The sequence below is a fragment of the Kitasatospora sp. NPDC101183 genome, from assembly GCF_044767945.1.
Lineage (GTDB): Bacteria > Actinomycetota > Actinomycetes > Streptomycetales > Streptomycetaceae > Kitasatospora.
In genome coordinates, this window is the sequence record NZ_JBIWOW010000020.1 from 115891 (window position 1) to 132914 (window position 17024).

7 protein-coding genes are annotated in these 17024 nt (G+C 71.3%); 1 reads left to right on the plus strand and 6 read right to left on the minus strand.

Translation table 11 applies throughout. From position 1 onward, the window contains the following. Positions 1-93 precede the first annotated feature (93 nt). The 6 genes from ACIRRS_RS26960 to ACIRRS_RS26985 all read right to left on the minus strand — a co-directional run bounded on the left by ACIRRS_RS26960 (position 94) and on the right by ACIRRS_RS26985 (position 12870). A complete protein-coding gene (locus ACIRRS_RS26960; protein WP_402975754.1) occupies positions 94-321 on the minus strand; it encodes a hypothetical protein in 228 nt (75 codons plus the stop codon). 20 nt (positions 322-341) lie between these two features. After that, positions 342-2381, minus strand: a complete 2040-nt coding sequence (gene malQ, locus ACIRRS_RS26965; RefSeq protein ID WP_402975799.1) for a 4-alpha-glucanotransferase — start codon at positions 2379-2381, stop codon at positions 342-344. Between the two features lie 200 nt (positions 2382-2581). Next, the gene (locus tag ACIRRS_RS26970) at positions 2582-3073 is read right to left on the minus strand and encodes a hypothetical protein (RefSeq protein WP_402975756.1); all 492 of its coding nucleotides are present in this window, start codon (positions 3071-3073) and stop codon (positions 2582-2584) included. A 5-nt stretch (positions 3074-3078) separates the two neighbouring features. Beyond that, the gene (locus ACIRRS_RS26975; protein WP_402975758.1) at positions 3079-5448 is read right to left on the minus strand and encodes an RHS repeat-associated core domain-containing protein; all 2370 of its coding nucleotides are present in this window, start codon (positions 5446-5448) and stop codon (positions 3079-3081) included. A 196-nt stretch (positions 5449-5644) separates the two neighbouring features. After that, positions 5645-6121, minus strand: a complete 477-nt coding sequence (locus tag ACIRRS_RS26980) for a hypothetical protein (RefSeq protein WP_402975760.1) — start codon at positions 6119-6121, stop codon at positions 5645-5647. Beyond that, on the minus strand, positions 6115-12870 hold the full coding sequence (locus ACIRRS_RS26985; RefSeq protein WP_402975762.1) for an RHS repeat-associated core domain-containing protein: 6756 nt from the start codon (positions 12868-12870) through the stop codon (positions 6115-6117). Before ACIRRS_RS26985 ends, ACIRRS_RS26980 begins: the two co-directional genes overlap by 7 nt. Positions 12871-13216: 346 nt before the next feature. Here ACIRRS_RS26985 and ACIRRS_RS26990 point away from each other — a divergent pair, with 346 nt between their 5' ends. Further along, the gene (locus tag ACIRRS_RS26990; RefSeq protein ID WP_402975764.1) at positions 13217-16903 is read left to right on the plus strand and encodes an RICIN domain-containing protein; all 3687 of its coding nucleotides are present in this window, start codon (positions 13217-13219) and stop codon (positions 16901-16903) included. The last annotated feature ends 121 nt before the right edge of the window (positions 16904-17024 follow it).

A 17024-nucleotide genomic window follows, 5' to 3' on the forward strand; every position in this document is an offset into this window, starting at 1 on the left:
GCTTCGGCCGTTCGGCGCCCCTTCGGGTTCTTGCGCGTCTTGCGAGTCCTGCTAGTCCTGCGAGTCCTGCATGTCCTGCTCGTCCTGGGTGGACTACTTCTTCTTGCCCTTGCCGTACGGCAGGCCCGCGAGGGCGGCGATGATCACGAAAGCCGCGATCGGGATCAGCACGTACAGGCCGATGGTCTGGCCCACGCTCAGGCCGGAACCCGGTTGGTCGCCGTCATCCCGGGTGAGGGCCATGGCGGGCGACGACAGCAGCATCATCAGCGTGACCGTTGCGGAGACCGCGCCGGCTCGCAAAGCGTTCCTCTTGTCCACCGTTCCAACTTACCCGGCACTTATGGGACAGCGCGCGTCGGGGTGGGGATGACGGCGCCGGTGACCAGGCGTTCCAGGGTCACGGGGATGCCGGCGCCGTCGGCGACCGGCAGGCGCCAGTTCGGGTACTGGTCCCAGGTGCCCGGAAGGTTCTGGGGGCGCGGGTCGCCGACCAGGTCCGGGAGCCAGACGCCGACCAGCTCGGCCGGGGTGCGGTGGAGGAAGGCGTAGAGGGCCTGGGCGGTCAGGGGCTCGCCGGGTTTCAGCAGGCCGAGCCGGGCCAGTTCCTGCTTCCAGTCCGCGAGCTCCTGCGCCGCCTCCTCCTGCTCCTCGGGGAGCGGGCGGGCCAGCAGGCCCAGGCGGTGGCGCAGCTCCACGTGCTCGCCGGAGAGGCGGGCGGCGGTGCTGGGCAGGTCGTGGGTGGTGAGGGTGGCCAGGCACTGCGTGCGCCAGCGGTCCGGGGGGAGGATCCGGCCGTCCTGGCGCCAGTCGCGTTCGAACCAGAGGACGGAGGTGCCGAGGATCCCCCTGCTCTCCAGTTCCTCCCTCACCCCGGGCTCGACGGTGCCGAGGTCCTCGCCGATGACGGCCGTACCGGCGCGGTGGGCCTCCAGGGCGAGGACGCCGAGCATCGCCTCCGCGTCGTAGCGGACGTACGCGCCCTCGGTCGGGGCGTGGCCCTCCGGGACCCACCAGAGGCGGAAGAGGCCCATGACGTGGTCGATGCGGATCGCGCCCGCGTGCCTCATCGCCGCACGGAGCAGCTCCGCGTACGGGGCGTAACCGGCCGCGGCGAGGGCGTCCGGGCGCCAGGGCGGCAGACCCCAGTCCTGGCCGTGGGCGTTGAAGGCGTCGGGCGGGGCGCCGGTGGAGATGCCGGCGGCGAGGACGTCCTGGAGGGCCCAGGCGTCGGCGCCGTCGGGGTGGACGCCGACCGCGAGGTCGTGGATGAGGCCGACGGGCATGCCCGCCGTGGTTGCGGCCTGTTGCGCCTGGGTGAGCTGCTGATCGACCTGCCAGGCCAGCCAGCGGTGGAACTCCGCCTGCTCGCCCAGTTCCTTCTCCGCCCGCTCGACCTGCGGGCCCTCGGGGTGGCGCAGGCCCTTCGGCCAGTGGTGCCAGTCCGTGCCGTGCTCCTCGGCGAGGGCGTTCCAGAGCGCGTGGCGGCGCAACCACTCGCCCTCGCGGCGCTGGTACGCCTCGTACGCGGCCTGGCGGCCGGGGGCGCGGGGGACGTCGTGGAGGATGCTCAACGCCTCCCGCTTCAGCGCCCACACCGCGTCGCGGTCGATCAGGCCGTCGTGGGCGAGGACCTCCTCCCTCAGCCGCTTCGCCCGCCCCTGCAACTCCTCCGTCTGCTCGCGGCTCGCGTAGGCGAACTCGGGGACGGCCTCGATCCGCAGGTGCACCGGGTCCGCGAAGCGGCGCGACGAGGGCCGGTACGGGGACGGGTCGGTGGGCGTCGCGGGCAGCGCCTGGTGGAGGGGGTTGATCTGCACGAACCCGGCGCCGAGGTCCGCGCCCGCCCACTGGACCAGCTCCGTGAGGTCCCCGAGGTCGCCCATCCCCCACGACCGCTCGGAGAGGACGGAGTACAGCTGCGCCAGGAACCCCCAGCTCCTGCCCGGCAGTTGGGGCAGCCTCTCGGGGGCGACGATCAGCACCGCCTCCGCGTCGCCGGCCTTCAACCTGTGCCGCCCCAGCGGCAAGTCCCCCGGCAGCCAGTGCGCGTGACCCCTCGGCAGCTCCCAGACCCCGCCGCCCTCCAGCTCGATCTCCAGCCGAGCGTCCGCCGGAACGTCCAGCGCCGTCCGCCGCCCCTGCCGCACCACCACGCACGGCGGCAGCAACCTCCCCCGCTGCTCGGCCCGGTGACGCTCCAGCGCCTCCCGCACCTCCCCCGCCGACCCGGCCGCCACCCCCAACGCCCCGAGCACCGCCACCAGCGTCCGCGCCCCCACGCACCGCCCGTCGGCCCCCGGATACCCCGTATCCACCCCGTGCGCCCGCGCCAACGCCACCAACTCCGGCGGAGGCGGCGGCGCATCCTGCGCCGGCACCGTCAGCCCGTCGACTCCGTCACGGTCGAGGTAAGCACCCACACACGGCTCCCGCGATCTCTCGGCAACACCCGATTCACGACGCCCCCAGTCCTACCCGCGTGACGGCCCGACGACGCAGCGCGACACGGCACCGATTCGACCCTCGGCGACACCACCCAAGGGAGTGGCAAGGAGAAGCCCAGACAGAAAGAAGTCAACTAACCCGCCCTCGAATAGCCATCCAAAGAATTAAGCAATCGACAGGCAATGTGGGCAATATTTTCATCGGCATCTCGGGAAAGTGATTCAATAGCGCCTTTCGATGCCGCTATAGCAGCTCGAGAATCCTCCTCCCAAGAAACCTTCACATCATAGGACGAGCGATACTGCGGCGCGGCGGCAGCAGCAGCATCCGACCATTGCCGGGCAGAATTTATGGCAGCAACGAGTTCCAGCGCCTCAGACCGGCAACTGACTTCCGGAGCAGCAGCCAACTCCACAAGGAAAGGAACCACACTGGCAGTGGCTTCCGTGAGAACGAATCCCAATTCACATACCCGATCCGCCAGCTGATCAATAGCGTTTCGCGCATCACGCCCACCCGACCACGCCGCCTTAGAAAGCAACGCTGGAACCGCAACCGCCGAACCAGTGGAATCGGAAAGCTCACCCCACCGAACAGAGGATAGGCGCTTGAGCAGACTCCCCATTTACATCACCCTTCAAATAGGTCGGCTATTCGAAGCCTAGACATTACCGCCTGACACGACGGGCAAGCTGGCAGCAAATCCCTGTATCGCGCATGATCAAATGGCTTTCGAAGCATGGCCAGACTACTAGCCCCACGCACCAGATCACCCGATTCCATTGCCTGGGCAATGCAGCCGATTTCGGCACACCCCCCATGATGGCCAGTTTGTTCAATAACTTGACGCAGCGGCAGCGGGAAGCTTCTCAGGGTCTCACCAGACCTCCTGGCGCTGATATCAAAATATGTATTACCCGAAGGTGTCAACAGGATACTCGCGGCGCCCTCATTCTTCCCTGGAGCAAGCCTACTCAGATCCGTGTATGCCCGGAGATCACACTCAAGGAGATCCCTATTGTGCACGAGGACAAACCCGGCCCTGGAGGACACGTAGTACGTGTGAAGGAGGTTGACGGTGAGGTTGTAAGTGGTGACGGCGTGGGGGTAGTTGCGGACGGACTGAACGGTGAGGGTCGTGCCGTCGGGCTTGCGGAGGTGTTCGCCAGGGATGAGGTCTCCGGCGTCTACCCACTGCTGGCGGGTCTCGCTCCAGTAGGGGTGGTGCTGGGTTGAGGTGATCTTGGGCTGGTCGGCGGCGGGCGGGCCGCGGGGGTTGGCGTCGTCGGTGAGGGTGAGGTCGGTGAAGTCCTTGTCGTCTGGGGTGGTGATGGTGGCGGTGACGGGTTCGGGATGGGTCTCGCCGGTCTGGGGGTCTGTCGCCATGACGACGTCGCCCTCGTGAATGTCTTCGATCGGCTTCAAGGTGCCGTCGCCTAGCAGGACCTGCGTACCCGCAGGGAAGCTGTTGGTCTTGACGACGCGGGGGCAGGAGGCGCCTACGGAGTCGTCAGCTTCCCTGGCGACTTTGGATTCTGTTCCTGCCGCGTCGGTGACTGTTTCCTTGGCGGCCTTTTCTTCCGCTGATTTGACTGCTGCTCGTTCGGCGGCTTTGGCTTCCTTCCCAGCCGCCTTCAGCGGGACCACCTTGGACATGGCCTTGGCTGCAATGCGTTCGGCAGCCCTGATCGCGCTGTAGGCCTTTTCCAGGTCCTCGGCGAGGCCGATGAGCTTGATGCCGATCTTGATGCCCTTGGCGAGCTTGCCCCAGGGCACGAAGTTGAGGGCGGTGTTGATGCAGCCCATCACATCGCCCTTGGTGAAGCAGTCGCGGGCGTCGTTGTAGCCGATCAGATCGCCGACGAGGTCGATGACCTTGTCCTTGAGCTGGTCACGCTTGTGCTTGGCCTCGTTGAGCTCCGCCTGGGCCATTTCGGCATCGCGGCGGTTCTTCTGGTCGTCCGCGCTGGGCTTCTCGACGATGACGGCCTGGTAGGTCTCACCTTGCGAGGACGTGACCCAGCCCTGGCAGTCCCCGCCCGGGCCCTGGTTGCAGTCGACGCGGAGCCCATTGGCGTCGGACTTGTTGATGGGACTGTTGTTCGCGTACGCGTAGGCGTTCCACTGCTGGGGATCGCCGGCAACGGTGATGGGGTCCGGGCTGATGAAGCGGCCCGTCTTGGGGTCGTACTCTCGCGCGCCCAGGAGGGTGAAGCCGGTGGCCTTCTCCTTGGTGCCGCCGACGAAGCCCTTGTCACCGGCCCAGACGCCCGGTGCGGGCTGGGCTCCGCGTTCGTTGCCGAAGGGGTCGGTGGGGCGGCGGACGTGGGCCAGGGTGGAGGCGTCGAACTGGACGCCGTTGGTGCCGTGCGGGTCGGCGCCCTGGTAGGCGAGGGTGGAGGTGCCGTTGATGGTCGTGCGGGTGACGGAGAGGCCGTCAGGTGCACCGTAGCTGCGGACGTTGGTGACGGCTCCGGATGCCGTGTCCAGGGTGAGCTGGTCGGCGCCGAGGTTGAGGGTGGTCTTGCCGGGGTCGCGGCGGATCAGCTGGTTGCCGGCGACGTCGTACAGGTAGTTGGTGGCGCCGCTCTGACTGGTTCCGGTGATCTGGTCGAGCTTGCCCTGGGCGTTCCAGGTGAGGTTGCGGGTGCCCGGGGTGTCGGTGATCGCGGTGGTGTTGCCCGCCGCGTCGTACGCGTAGGAAGTCACCGCCGTGCCGGCCGGGCCGGTCTGGGTGGACTTGATCAGCGCGTGCGGCCCGCCGGTGCCGCCGCCCGTCTTCGGGTCGGTGGACGGGGTGTTGGGGCCGCCGCCGAACGTCTGGGTGGTGGTGACGTCCTTGTTGGTGTCGCCGTTGACGTCCTTCTGGACCAGCTTGGTGCGGTTGCCGATCAGGTCGTACTCGTACTGCTGCCAGTACGGGGCCGGGCCGCCGACGCTCGGCTTTCCGCCGGTCGCCGCCGGGCCGTTCGCGGACCTTCCGTTCGGGCAGACGGTCAACGGGACGCGCGTGGCGCTGTGGGACTGCGGGGGCGGGTCGAACCAGCGGTGGGACGCGCCGTCGCTGCGGACGGCCGTGGTGCCGGGGCCGCCCCGGTCCTGAGCACGGGGAGCTCTGAGCTCTGAACACAGCGGGAAGGGCCCGCTCCGCCGGATTCGGCGGGGCGGGCCCTTTCGGTGTGTGGTGGGGGGTGGGTCAGCAGAGTTTGAGGGCGGTGGAGCGGAACTTGGGGGCCTTGACGTGGGCGCCCTTGAGGGTGAGGACCTCGTCGTCGGGGAGGGACTGGAGGTCGGCGAGGGTGAAGCTGAGGTCGGAGTCCTTGGTGTTCTCCTGGGCGTAGGCGTAGACGTAGTAGGTGGTGTCGGGGGCGAGGGCGGTCAGGGTGGACTCGCGGGCGGTCCAGCCGGTGGGGGTGGTGAACAGGGGGAAGCGGTCGGTGCGGTCGGGGGTGGGGCCGGAGTGGACGTCCCAGGACAGGAGGCGGCCGTCGATCTTCGTGGAGACGCTGACGGTGTTCACCGAGCCCTTGGGGCAGAGCGGGACGACGACGGCGTAGCCGGAGCCGTCGCGCTGGAGGCCGAGGGTGGGCTCGGGGGCCGGCGTGCAGGCCGCCGTGGTGGCGGCGAGCAGGCCGGCGATCCCGAGGAGGGGGAGGTGGCGGCGGGTCAGCATGCGTAGAAGGGGAGGAGGGGCTGGAAGGTGTGGCACGAGGTCATCTTGTGCCATGCCTCCCCCGCGCCGTCGGTCAGTTTCTTGGTGAAGTCCTGGATGTCCGACTTGGACCACATCCAGGTCAGCTTGGGCAGGTGGCCGTCGACCGGTGCCTCCCCGGGTTTGAGGGCGTCGAGGTAGCCGCCCCAGTAGAGGTTGGCGCCCACTTCGAAGGAGTTGAGCCAGGCCGGGTTCTGGTTCTTGGCCCTGCCCCAGGAGAAGGCGGACTGCGCCCCGTAGTCGACGAGGAAGTCGGCCGCGTTGCGGTACTGGGCCCACTGGTCGGAGTGGATGGCCTCGTGGCCGAGGAGGTTGCGGCCGAACTTCTTGGAGGCCCCCTCGCCGAGTTCGGCGTCGACCTTCCGGTTGTGGCCGGCCTCGTTGTTCAGCTGGTTGTCGAGGTCGGTGTACGAGTCGGGGTAGAAGAGGACGTCGCCGATGGTCATCGGCTGGGTGCCGCCGGGCGAGTAGCCGTAGCAGACGACCTGGAGTTCCTTGCGCTCGCAGCCGGTGTCGTTCGCCAGCGCGAGGAGGTTGGCCGAGTAGTTCGAGCCGTTGTCGTTGTTCCTCGGGTGGAACGGGTTGTCGTCGAGGAAGTCGCTGGGCTTCTGGCTGGCGCGGGGCCGGATGATCCGCCCGAGCTTCTCCGTGACGGGGCCCGGGTCCGCGGGCACGCCGTAGTGGTGGCCGCCGAGGGCTTCCGGGTTGGCCCAGTAGGACGGGGACGAAGTCCCCTGGGCGCACTGGATGGTGACGCAGTAGCCCGCCGGTCCGTGGGTGGCGCCCGGGGGCTCGTACGGGTCCTCGGGGCCGCCGGGGCGCTTGCCGGTGGGGTCGGAGAGGTTGACGGGGTCGTTGTTGCTGTACGCGTAGGCGTTCCACTGCTGCGGGTCGTGGTCCGAGAGCAGCGGGTCGGCGCTGACGAAGCGGCCGTGGAGCGGGTCGTACTGGCGGGCGCCGATGGAGGTCAGGCCGTTGGCGTAGTCGATCGCGCCGCCGACGAAGCCCTTGGTCCCGGCCCAGGCGGAGGCGCTCGGCTGGGTGCCGCGGGGGGCGCCGAAGGGGTCGGTGGGGCGGCGGGTGACGGTCTGGGCGGGGTCGCAGGAGATCTGGACGGCGTTGGTGCCGTGCGTGTCGGCGGCCTGGACGTAGAGCTTGCCGCCGCCGGGGGCGGTGACCCGGGTGAGGCCGAGGCCGCCGGGGGCGCTGTACGTACGGGCGTTGACGACGGAGCCGTTGGGCCTGCTGGTGTCGAGGGTGAGTTCGTCGGTGGCCAGGAGCAGGCTGGTGCTGCCCGGGTCCTTGCGGATGAGCTGGTTGCCGTCCGCGTCGTAGAGGTAGGTGGTGGTGGGCGGGCCGGTGCGGCCGGTGGAGGCGAGCTTGCCCTCACTGTTCCAGCCGAGGGTGGTGGTGCCGCCCTGGTCGGTGACGGCGGTGGTGTTGCCCTTGGCGTCGTAGCGGAAGGTACTGGTGCTGGTGCCGCCGGGGGCGGTGGTGGTGGCGGTGAGCAGGGCGTGCGGGCCGCCGGTGCCCTGGCCGTTGGTCGCGGTGTTGACGCGTCCGGCGGCGCCGAAGGTCTGCGTCGTGGTGACGTCGTTGGCGGCGACGCCGTTGACGTCGTGCGCGGTCAGGCTGGTGCGGTTGCCGGTGGCGTCGTAGCCGTAGCTCTGCCAGTACGGGGTGGGGCCGCCGACGGTGCGGGTGCCGGGCCCGGTGGTGCCGGGGCCGGTGGCGTTGACGCAGGCGCCGGTGCCGGGGACGGTGGTGGAGCTGCCGGTGCCGTGCTTGCCGCCGACGCTGTCCGTCCAGTCCGCGGTGGTGTTCACGCCGCCGGTGTCGGTCCAGGCGTTGGTGAGTCGGCCGAGGTGGTCGTACGTGTAGCACTGGGTGTCGGTGGCGCGGGCGTCCTGGAGGTCGCTCACGGAGGTGACCCGGCCGGAGGCCGTGTAGGTGTAGCTCGTCTTCGAGACGGACACGGTGCCGCTCTGCTTGTCGAGGTAGGAGTTGACGAGGCGTCCGGTGGCCCAGTCCCAGTCCTGGGTCGAGACCACCTGGTAGCCGAGGTCGGCGGCGGTGGTGCGCACGGCGCGGCCGAGCCCGTCGTACGCGACGGCCTGGACGAGGGTGGTCTCGCCGCTCATCATGCCGGTGAGCAGGCCGGTGTCGGTGTACGAGTAGCTGACGGTCTCGCCCGGCAGGCCACCGGCGGCGGGCAGGGTGCGGCCGCTGAGGGCGCCGCTGATCGGCTGGTAGGTGTTGCTGGTGGTGTACGAGCCGGCCAGCGCGCCTTCGGCGCCGGGGATCGTGACGGTGGTGCCGAGCTCGTGGTACTGGGCGTCGTAGCCGGTGACGGCCTTGGTGTAGGCCGCGCCGCCCCGCCCGCCGACGTAGCGGGCGGAGGAGGTCGGGTGGCCCTTGGCCAGGCTGTCGTACGTCCAGGAGGCGAGCTGGTTGGCGGCCACCGGGTCGCCCTGGTACTGGCCGGTGCGGCGGCCGAGCAGGTCGTAGGTGGTGCTGAGGACGGCGCCGTTGGCGTCGGTGGTGCGGTCGGCGCGGGAGTCCGCGTCGTAGTGGACGCTGCTGGTGCCTGCGTCGGGGTCGGTGGCCGAGGTCTGGCGGCCGCGCAGGTCGTAGCGGTACGTCCAGGTGTTGCCGGCCTGGTCGGTGCGGCCGGCGAGCTGCCCGGCCGGGGTGTAGGCGAGGGTGGTCACCTCGGCGTCGGCCGGGTTGCCGGTGGGCGTGGCCGTGCGGTACTGCCACATGGCGGTGAGGCGGCCTCGCGCGTCGGTGATCCGGGTGGTCGGCCGGCTGCCGTCCGGCGGGGTGGTGTCGGTGCGGCCGGGGGACGGGTAGGCCGTGGTGGTGGCCCACTGGGGGTTGGCGTAGGAGCGGAACTCGGCGCGGACGGGCCGGCCGATGCCGTCGTAGGTGGTCCAGGTCTGGGCGGGCACCTGGGAGTCGTTCCCCGGCACGAAGACCGTGCGGTTGGGCAGGCTCTTCTCCTCGTAGTACTCGCCGGAGGTCTTGACCGTCCAGCCGTGCGAGTCGTAGACGGTGTCGGTGATCAGGCGGCCGGTCGGCAGGGCGGGCGAGGTGCGCTGGGTCTGGCGGACGCGGCCGAGGCCGTCGTACAGCTCCGTCTTGGAGGAGTACACCTGGCCGTTGGACTGCAGCACCTCGGTGAGGACGCCGGAGGGCCCGGTGACGCCGTTGACGAAGTAGGTGAACCGCTGGTTGGGGTTCTGGTTCGTGGGCTGGTCGGGCGCCCAGACGGCGGTGAGGCGGCCCATGCCGTCGTACTGGCGGGTGGTGGCGCGGCCGTTCTCGTCGGTGGAGACCAGCGGCTGGCCGCGGCCCGGGTCCTGGGTGACGGTGCTGGTCCAGCCGTCGCCGAGCGGGCCGGTGGTCGCCACCGAGGTGGGGAGGGCGCCGGTGGCCGGGGTGAAGGCGATGCGGGTGGTGCCGGGGGTGGTGGTCGCCGGGGCGACGGCGTTGCCGGTGGCGTCGTAGGTGGAGCCGTCGGAGGTGGTGGTGGAGACCACGCGGCCGTAGGCGTCGAAGCCGGAGGCTCCGGTGTTGGCGTAGACGGCGTTGCCGCCGTCGTAGCGGTCGAGGACGAGCGAGGAGGTGGCGTCGCCCGCGTCGCCGGCCTGGCCGTAGGGCTTGCCGTCGAAGAGGGTGCGGACCTCGGAGAGGGTGGCGCCGGGGCCGGCCGGGGTGGTGCAGGGGCCGGACAGGGTGCGCTTGGCGGCCACGAGGGTCAGCAGGTTGGGCCGGGTGCTCCTGGCGTACTCGTGGACGGTGCAGGCCTCGGGGGTGGCGGCGGTGCCGTCGCCGAGGTCGTCCACGCGGACGGTGCGGTTGCCCATGGCCGGGTCGGTGGTGGTGACGGTGGTGATGGTGCGCCAGGTGTCGCCGGAGATCCGCTCCTTCGTCAGGTCGGTGACGGTGGCGGCGGGGTAGCGGGCGACGAGGTCGGGCATGCCGTTGCTCTGCGCGTGGGTGGCGGTGTCCTTCTGGTCGGAGGAGACCGCGCCCTTGATGCTGACGACGGTGCCGCCCGCCCGGTCGTAGACCTCGGTGGCGACGAGGTTGCCGGCCAGCCAGTCGCCGTCGGTGACGGTGCCGCCGAGCGGGTTGGCGACCCGGACGGAGCGCTTGGTGCCGTCGGCGCGGACGTCGCCGTCCATGCCGCGCAGGTAGGTGGCCCTCGACTGGGTCCTGGGGGCCTCGCCGGGGAAGGCGCTGCCGGTGGTGGTGGTGACGGACTGGAAGCCGCGGAACTGGTCCCAGGTGCGCAGCTTGGGGTCGGCGAACTCGGCGTCGTTGCGGTGCCAGGCGGCGCCGCCGTCGTAGGTGTAGGCCGTGGTCTTGACGAGGGTCAGGCCGGTGACGGTGTCCTGCTCGGTGACGCTCTTGACCATCGGCTTGTCGAACCAGTCGTCGACGGGTTCGGCGGTGCCGGCCTTGTACCACTTGACCGGCTGGCAGGCCATGGAGTTGGAGTCCGGGCTCGCGGGCATCCGGCCGGCGACGCGGGAGCAGGCGGCGGTGGAGTAGTCGACGACGACCCGGCCGCCGGTCTCGGTGGTGATCTGCGAGATGCGCGGACGGACGAACTTGGGCGCGGCGGGCACGAGTCCGTCGACGCGGTTGGCGATCGGCATCGGGCTGAAGGTGACGGCGGGGACGGGGGTGTCGCCGCGGCCGTTGCTGCCGGTGCGGGTGATCGAGTCGAGCCAGAGGGTCTTGGCGGTGCCGTCGCCCGGGTCGTAGAAGGACTGGTCGAGCTTCCAGGTGTCCACGGTGACCGGGGAGTTGCCGGAGCGGACGCCGGTGGTGATCGAGGTCAGCCGCTTGGTGGAGAAGAAGGTCGGGCTGGTGTTGGCGCAGGTGCCGCTCGCGGCGCAGACCTGGTCGAGCGGGACGTCGGGCCAGTTGGCGGCGTTGTCGGTGGTGCGCTTGTTCTCGGCGCAGTCGAAGGTGTCGCTGGGCAGGCAGCGTTCGGCCGTCCCGAACTCGACGGTGGAGGGCGCGGGGAGCGCGCCCTTGGCGGCGAGCTGCTCGGGCAGCCGGTTGCCGTAGCCGATGCTCAGCAGGCGGCCGGCGCGCTGGTACTTCTCCGGGGTGTTGGAGCCCTTGTTCTGGCCTCCGCCGCGGTTGTAGTAGTTGTCCTCGGCCGCGTAGCGGTAGGTGACCAGGTTCTGGTGGGGGTCGACGACGTAGTCGAGCTGCCAGCGCCAGGGCAGGGTGCACCAGGCGGCGGCGCCCTTGGCGGGGTCGTAGCAGGGGTCGCCGCTGGTGGGTGAGTAGACCGGGACGCCGAGGGTGGAGCCGGAGGCCGGGTCGCTGCTGTCGCCACCGGGCAGGTGGCCGAGGCCGAAGTAGTACTGGACGCCGTCGGTGGTGGTCACCCGCCAGTGCTCGCCGCCGCGCTGGCCGTTCTGGGCGCCGCTCAGCTGCTCGATGGTGGAGCCGTCGTCGCTCTGCAGGTGCCAGGCGCCGCTCTTGTCGTCGCGCACCAGGGTGCCGGAGTGGCCGCCGAGGGCGAGGGTGGCGTTCTGGCCGCCCCAGCAGAGGTCGCCGGAGCCGGGGATGCCGGCCTTGTCGCAGGAGCGGTACGAGCGCTCGATGTAGCCGGGCTCGTAGCCCCAGCCGTCGCCGACCCAGGAGGACTGGGAGTTGGTGGCGGAGGTGCGGCCGTCCACGGCGGCGGAGTTGTACGAGAGGGCGACGGTCGGGGAGGTGCCGCCGACGCTCGGGGGCAGGGTGATCGGGTAGCCGTAGCCGAAGTTGCCGGTGTTGCCGCCGGAGGTCCAGGCCATGGACGGGGCGAGCGGCGTGGCCGCGTAGCTGCCGCCCGAGCCGCCGGCGCCGGTGACGGCGGCGATGACCACGCCGCCACCGCCACCGCCGCCACCGCCGGAGGGCGAATCGGCGGGCGCGGACAGGGACTTGGCGGCGGCCGGGGCGCCGGTCGCGCCGGTCGCGGCGGGGAGGGTGACGTCGGCGGTGATGCTGGCGTGCTGCGGGTCCGCGACGGCGGGCAGTTCGGTGCGGGTGCGGCACTCGGCCCTGTCGGGGGTGGTCAGCGCGCAGCCGGGCAGGGCGACGACGTGGACGCGGTCGGCCCAGGGGCCGGTCCGCAGGCCGTCGAGGTCGAGGGTGACCTTGGCCTGGCGTCCGCCGCGGGCGTCGGGCCGCTGGGCGTCGGTGAGGGTGATCAGCGGGGCGTCGACGCCGGCGGCGCGGCCCTTGTCCTGGCCGGTGACCTCGACGGCGACCTCGCGGGCGCCGAGTCCGGCGCCGTCCTCGGCCAACAGGGCGACGGGGAGGTCCCCGGCGCGGGCGGGCGCGGTGCCGTCGGAGGCCGGGGCGGCGCCGCCGGTGGCCTTGCGGGCGGCGGCGGCCTCCGGGCCGTCGATGCCGAGGACGACCTTGGCCGAGCCGGTCCTGACCGGGGCGACGGGGGCCGGGGCTGCGGCGGGGCGGGCGGGCGCCGGGGGCAGCTTCTCGGGGACGAGGTCGTGGCCGGTGACGGACGTGGTGCCGGCGCCGAGCGGGGTGTCGGGCGGCGTCCAGATCCTGCCCTTCTTCGGCACGGCCCCGGCCGCCCAGGCGTCGGTCGGCGGGGTGGCGAGCGGGCTCGCCAGGATCACCGCCGCCGCCGCGCCGGCGAGCCAGCGCCTCCCAGTGCGTGACCGGCTCACAGCCGCTCTGCGGACATGGCGTATCCCCACGACTCCCCCTGCTTCGAACGCGGCGTCACATAGGCACCCGGGTGCAGTGCGTGGACGACCATAGGAGCAACTTCGGGCCCGTACATAGCCCTACCGGCAAGTAACACGTCGTACCGGAATCACTTTTCGGAAAAGGCCTGAGGAGCAATCAGGACATGTGCCGACAAGAAGAATCCGGCTTGACCGAGCCCCCTGTCCATGAGCATCGTTCCCATCCGAACGTCCGCCAGCGGGGCGGCATTTCCAGGGGGGAGACCCCGCGAACACCATGCGAAACACCGTCAAGACACCGAAAAGAACACGGATTGGGCGCGCAATGCGGACAAGTCCGGTCCTGGCCCTGCCGATGGCCGCCGCCCTCTGCCTCGGCCTGGTCGGCGCGATACCGGAGGCCGTCGCCGCGGACGCCCCCGCGGCCTCCGACCACACCCAGGGCGCCGTCGCGCCGATCGTCGGCTCGCCGACCGTCACGCCGACCAGGGAGCAGCAGGCCTACCGGGACGCGCTGGCCAGGGCGAAGTCCACCGGCAAGCCCGTGGTCGTGGACGCCTGGACCACCGAGACCTCGCAGACCAGCGTCAGCCCCAACGGCCGGCTGAGCAGCACCGACACCGCCCGGCCCGTCCGGGCCAAGGTGAAGGACGCCTGGGCCGCGCTCGACCCGACCCTCCACCGCAACGCCGACGGCACCCTCGCCCCGGCCGTGTCCGGCACCGGCCTGACGCTCTCCGGCGGCGGCACCGGCCCGATGGCCGTGCTGACCACCCCGGACGGCAAGAAGCTCTCCGTCACGGCCCCCTTCGCCCTCCCCGCCCCCGCCCTGGACGGCGACACCGCCACCTACCCGGGCGTGCTCCCGGACGTCGACCTCCAGGTCACCGCGCTGCCGGCCGGCGGCTGGCGCAACGTGCTGGTGGTCCGCACGGCGGCCGCCGCGGCCCGGCCCGAGCTCAAGTCCCTGGTGTTCCGCACCGGTTCGGAGGGCCTGACCGTCCAGGCCGACGCCGCGGGCAACATCACCGCGGTGGACGACAAGGGCCAGGCCCGCTTCAACGCCCCCACCCCGCTGCAGTGGGACTCCGCCACCGCCCCGGCCCCCGGCCTCAAGGCCGCGGCGAAGGCGGCCCAGGCCGCCGGCGACGCCGCCCCGGCCGCCGAGGGCGGCGCCTCCACCCCGCAGGCCCCGGGCGACCACGCCGTGGTGGCCCCGATAGCCGTCAAGGTCGGCGCCGGAACGCTCGAACTCACCCCGGACGCAACGACGTTCGGCAAGGGCACCGGCCCCTGGTACCTGGACCCGACCGTCGCCGCCACCAGCACCTCGCAGGGCTCGGTGGAGGTCCAGGAGAACCACACCGACGCCAAGAACTACAACATCCTCTCCAACGTGGCCACCGGCTTCTGCGGCTTCAGCGACTGCCAGCCCAAGGGCCGCCAGCGCTCGTACTTCAAGATCGGCCTCAACCCGGCGCTCTCCAGCCAGCCCTCCGGCGCCCCGCGCCCGCCGACCGTCTACGGCTCCACGCTGAACACCAACGTCAGCTGGGCGGCCAACAGCTCCCAGCCGACGCCCTTCGGCGCCTACTGGGCCGACAACAGCGACATCGGCACCTGGACCGACTGGTGGCACCAGCCCTGCGGCACCTCCGGGCGCCTGGACGGCTGCACCTGGATCGGCGGGAACGGCTCGTTCACCGGCTACGGCACGATGAACATCGACGTCTCCTGGGGCGTCCAGCAGGCGGTGGCCCGCGGCCGCGGCCAGATGATCATCGGCATCGCCCCGGACGACGAGTACAACATGATGTACCGGCACCGGTTCTCCAACAACCCGTCCATCACCACGGACTTCGACCTGACGCCGAGCATCTGGTACCCGCGCACCCTGCCCTCCCCGGGCTTCGCGAGCACCAACCAGAACTTCGACTGCACCAGCGGCGGCGGCCACCCCTGGGACAACGCCCCCTGGATCGGCAGCAACAAGAGCATCCAGCTCGCCGTCAACAGCTGGTCCCCGACCGGCTTCAACCTCTACACCGGCTTCCACGTCTGGGACGACAACGACGCCAACTGGAGCGCCCTGCCCGGCACCCAGGGCGGCAGCTACAACTCGCCCGCCGTCGTGGACCTCGGCTCCCTGGCGGACGGCCACCAGTACGGCTACAACGCCCAGGTCACCGACGGCACCCTGACCTCGGACTCCAGCGCCTGGTGCTACTTCCGGGTCGACAAGACCCCGCCGCAGGTCAGCATCAGCTCGACCGACTTCCCGCCGTCCGGGACGCCGAACGACAACCCGACGGCCTTCTCCGACACCAACGCCTGGTTCACCCTGCACGGCACCGACCCGGCGCCGGGCAACGGCCTCAACGCCTCCGGCCTGGCCTGCTTCCGCGTCAGCACCTCGCCGACGCCCGTCACCGGCTGGCGCTGCGGCGACCCCGGGACGGTCATGGCGGACGGCAACGGCAACGCCAACTTCCAGCACGTGGCGGGCAACTGGGGCACCAACATCGTCTACGCCCAGGCCCAGGACAACGCGGGCAACTACAGCCAGCCCGCCTCGTACGCCTACTACGCGCCCTGGCGCCCCGGCACCCTGCCGGTCTTCGGCGACGTCGACGGCGACCGCAACCCGGACATCCTGCGCCCGGACGGCGCCGGCAACCTGACCGCGATCGGCGCCAACATCGACCCGACCCGCACCACCTCGGCCGTCGCCGCCAGCGCGCCGGGCAACGACCAGAACCACCACCCGACCTGGAACGACTACCTGATCACCCACCGGGGCGCCCTGGTCAAGGGCTCGCTGGTCGACCAGGTCTTCGCGCACAACACCAGGGACCCGGACCTCAAGAAGCTCCTCAGCCTGGTCTACAACGACGGCACCGGGCACTTCGACCGGCTGGTCTCCACCTCGCTGAAGCGCCCCACCCAGTGCGTGCTGACGCTCGGCGGCTCGCCCGTCCCCTGCTCCAGCGTCCCGGACTTCGCCTCCGACTGGTCCTCCGTCGACCAGCTGCTCGCCCTCGGCACCCCCGAGGGCGAGTCCACCGCCCCCGGTGCGAACGGCACGCTCCAGGCGACCCGCACCTCGCTGCTGACCGTGGAGAACCACAGGATGTGGCTCTTCCGCCCCGGCGGCGTCAACGCGCTGAGCGACACCGCCCAGCTCATCCCGACCGCCCCGGGCACCGGCGACTGGGCGGAGTACGACCTGATCAACCCGGGCCCGGCCAACGGCCCGACCAAGGTCAGCGACACCGTGTCCGTCAACCAGGCGACCCTGTGGGCCCGCCACCGCGCCACCGGCAAGGTCCTCGCGTACGGCCTCTCGGGCTCCGTCGACGCCGTCAGCGGCCTGTTCACCGTGGACTACAGCGCCTTCACCAACCCCTCCGGCGGCCGGCTGATCCTCGACGGCAGCGGCACCAACGCCACCGACTACCCGTACGTCGGCTCCTCCGGCGACCTCAACGGCGACGGCCTGGCCGACCTGTGGACCATCGCCGCCGACGGCCGGCTCCACATCTGGCGCGGCACCGGCGGCGGCGCCCCGGGCTGGGTCAACGGCTTCAAGCAGGGCGAGCCGATGGGCAAGGTCTCCGCCGCCGTCTCGATCCGCTCCGTCTCCGCGACCGGCAGCTGCCTCGACGCCTCGGGCGGCGCGCGCCCCGGCGCGACCATGGCCTACTGGGGCTGCTGGGACACCCAGAACCAGCGGTTCAACCTCGCCACCGACGGCACCGTCCGCAACAGCGGCTACTGCCTCTCCGTCAAGGGCAACTCCCTGACCTCGGGCACCGGCCTGGAGATGCAGCCCTGCTCCGGGCTCGACGGCCAGAAGTGGGCCGTGCGCGGGGACGGCACGCTGCGCAACACCGTCTCGGACCTGTGCGTGGACCTGCCCGGGGGCTCGACCGCGAACGGCACCCAGCCGATCCTGTACGCCTGCGCGGCGGGGCCGAACCAGCGGTGGGTGCTCAACCCCGAGAAGGCCTGAGCGGCCTGAGCGGCCTGACGGGGAATCCGCCGTGAACCAAGGCTGAACCCTCGTCGAACCCCTCGCCGACCTGCGAGGACGCGCCGCGGGCGCCGTCCGTCCGGAGCCACCGGACGGCGGC

What these genes read in the sequence shown, in the direction of transcription:
- ACIRRS_RS26980 (WP_402975760.1), bottom strand. Translation starts at nt 6,121, where the DNA reads ATGCTGACCCGCCGCCACCTCCCCCTCCTCGGGATCGCCGGCCTGCTC.
- ACIRRS_RS26970 (WP_402975756.1), bottom strand. Translation starts at nt 3,073, where the DNA reads ATGGGGAGTCTGCTCAAGCGCCTATCCTCTGTTCGGTGGGGTGAGCTT.
- ACIRRS_RS26990 (WP_402975764.1), top strand. Translation starts at nt 13,217, where the DNA reads ATGCGGACAAGTCCGGTCCTGGCCCTGCCGATGGCCGCCGCCCTCTGC.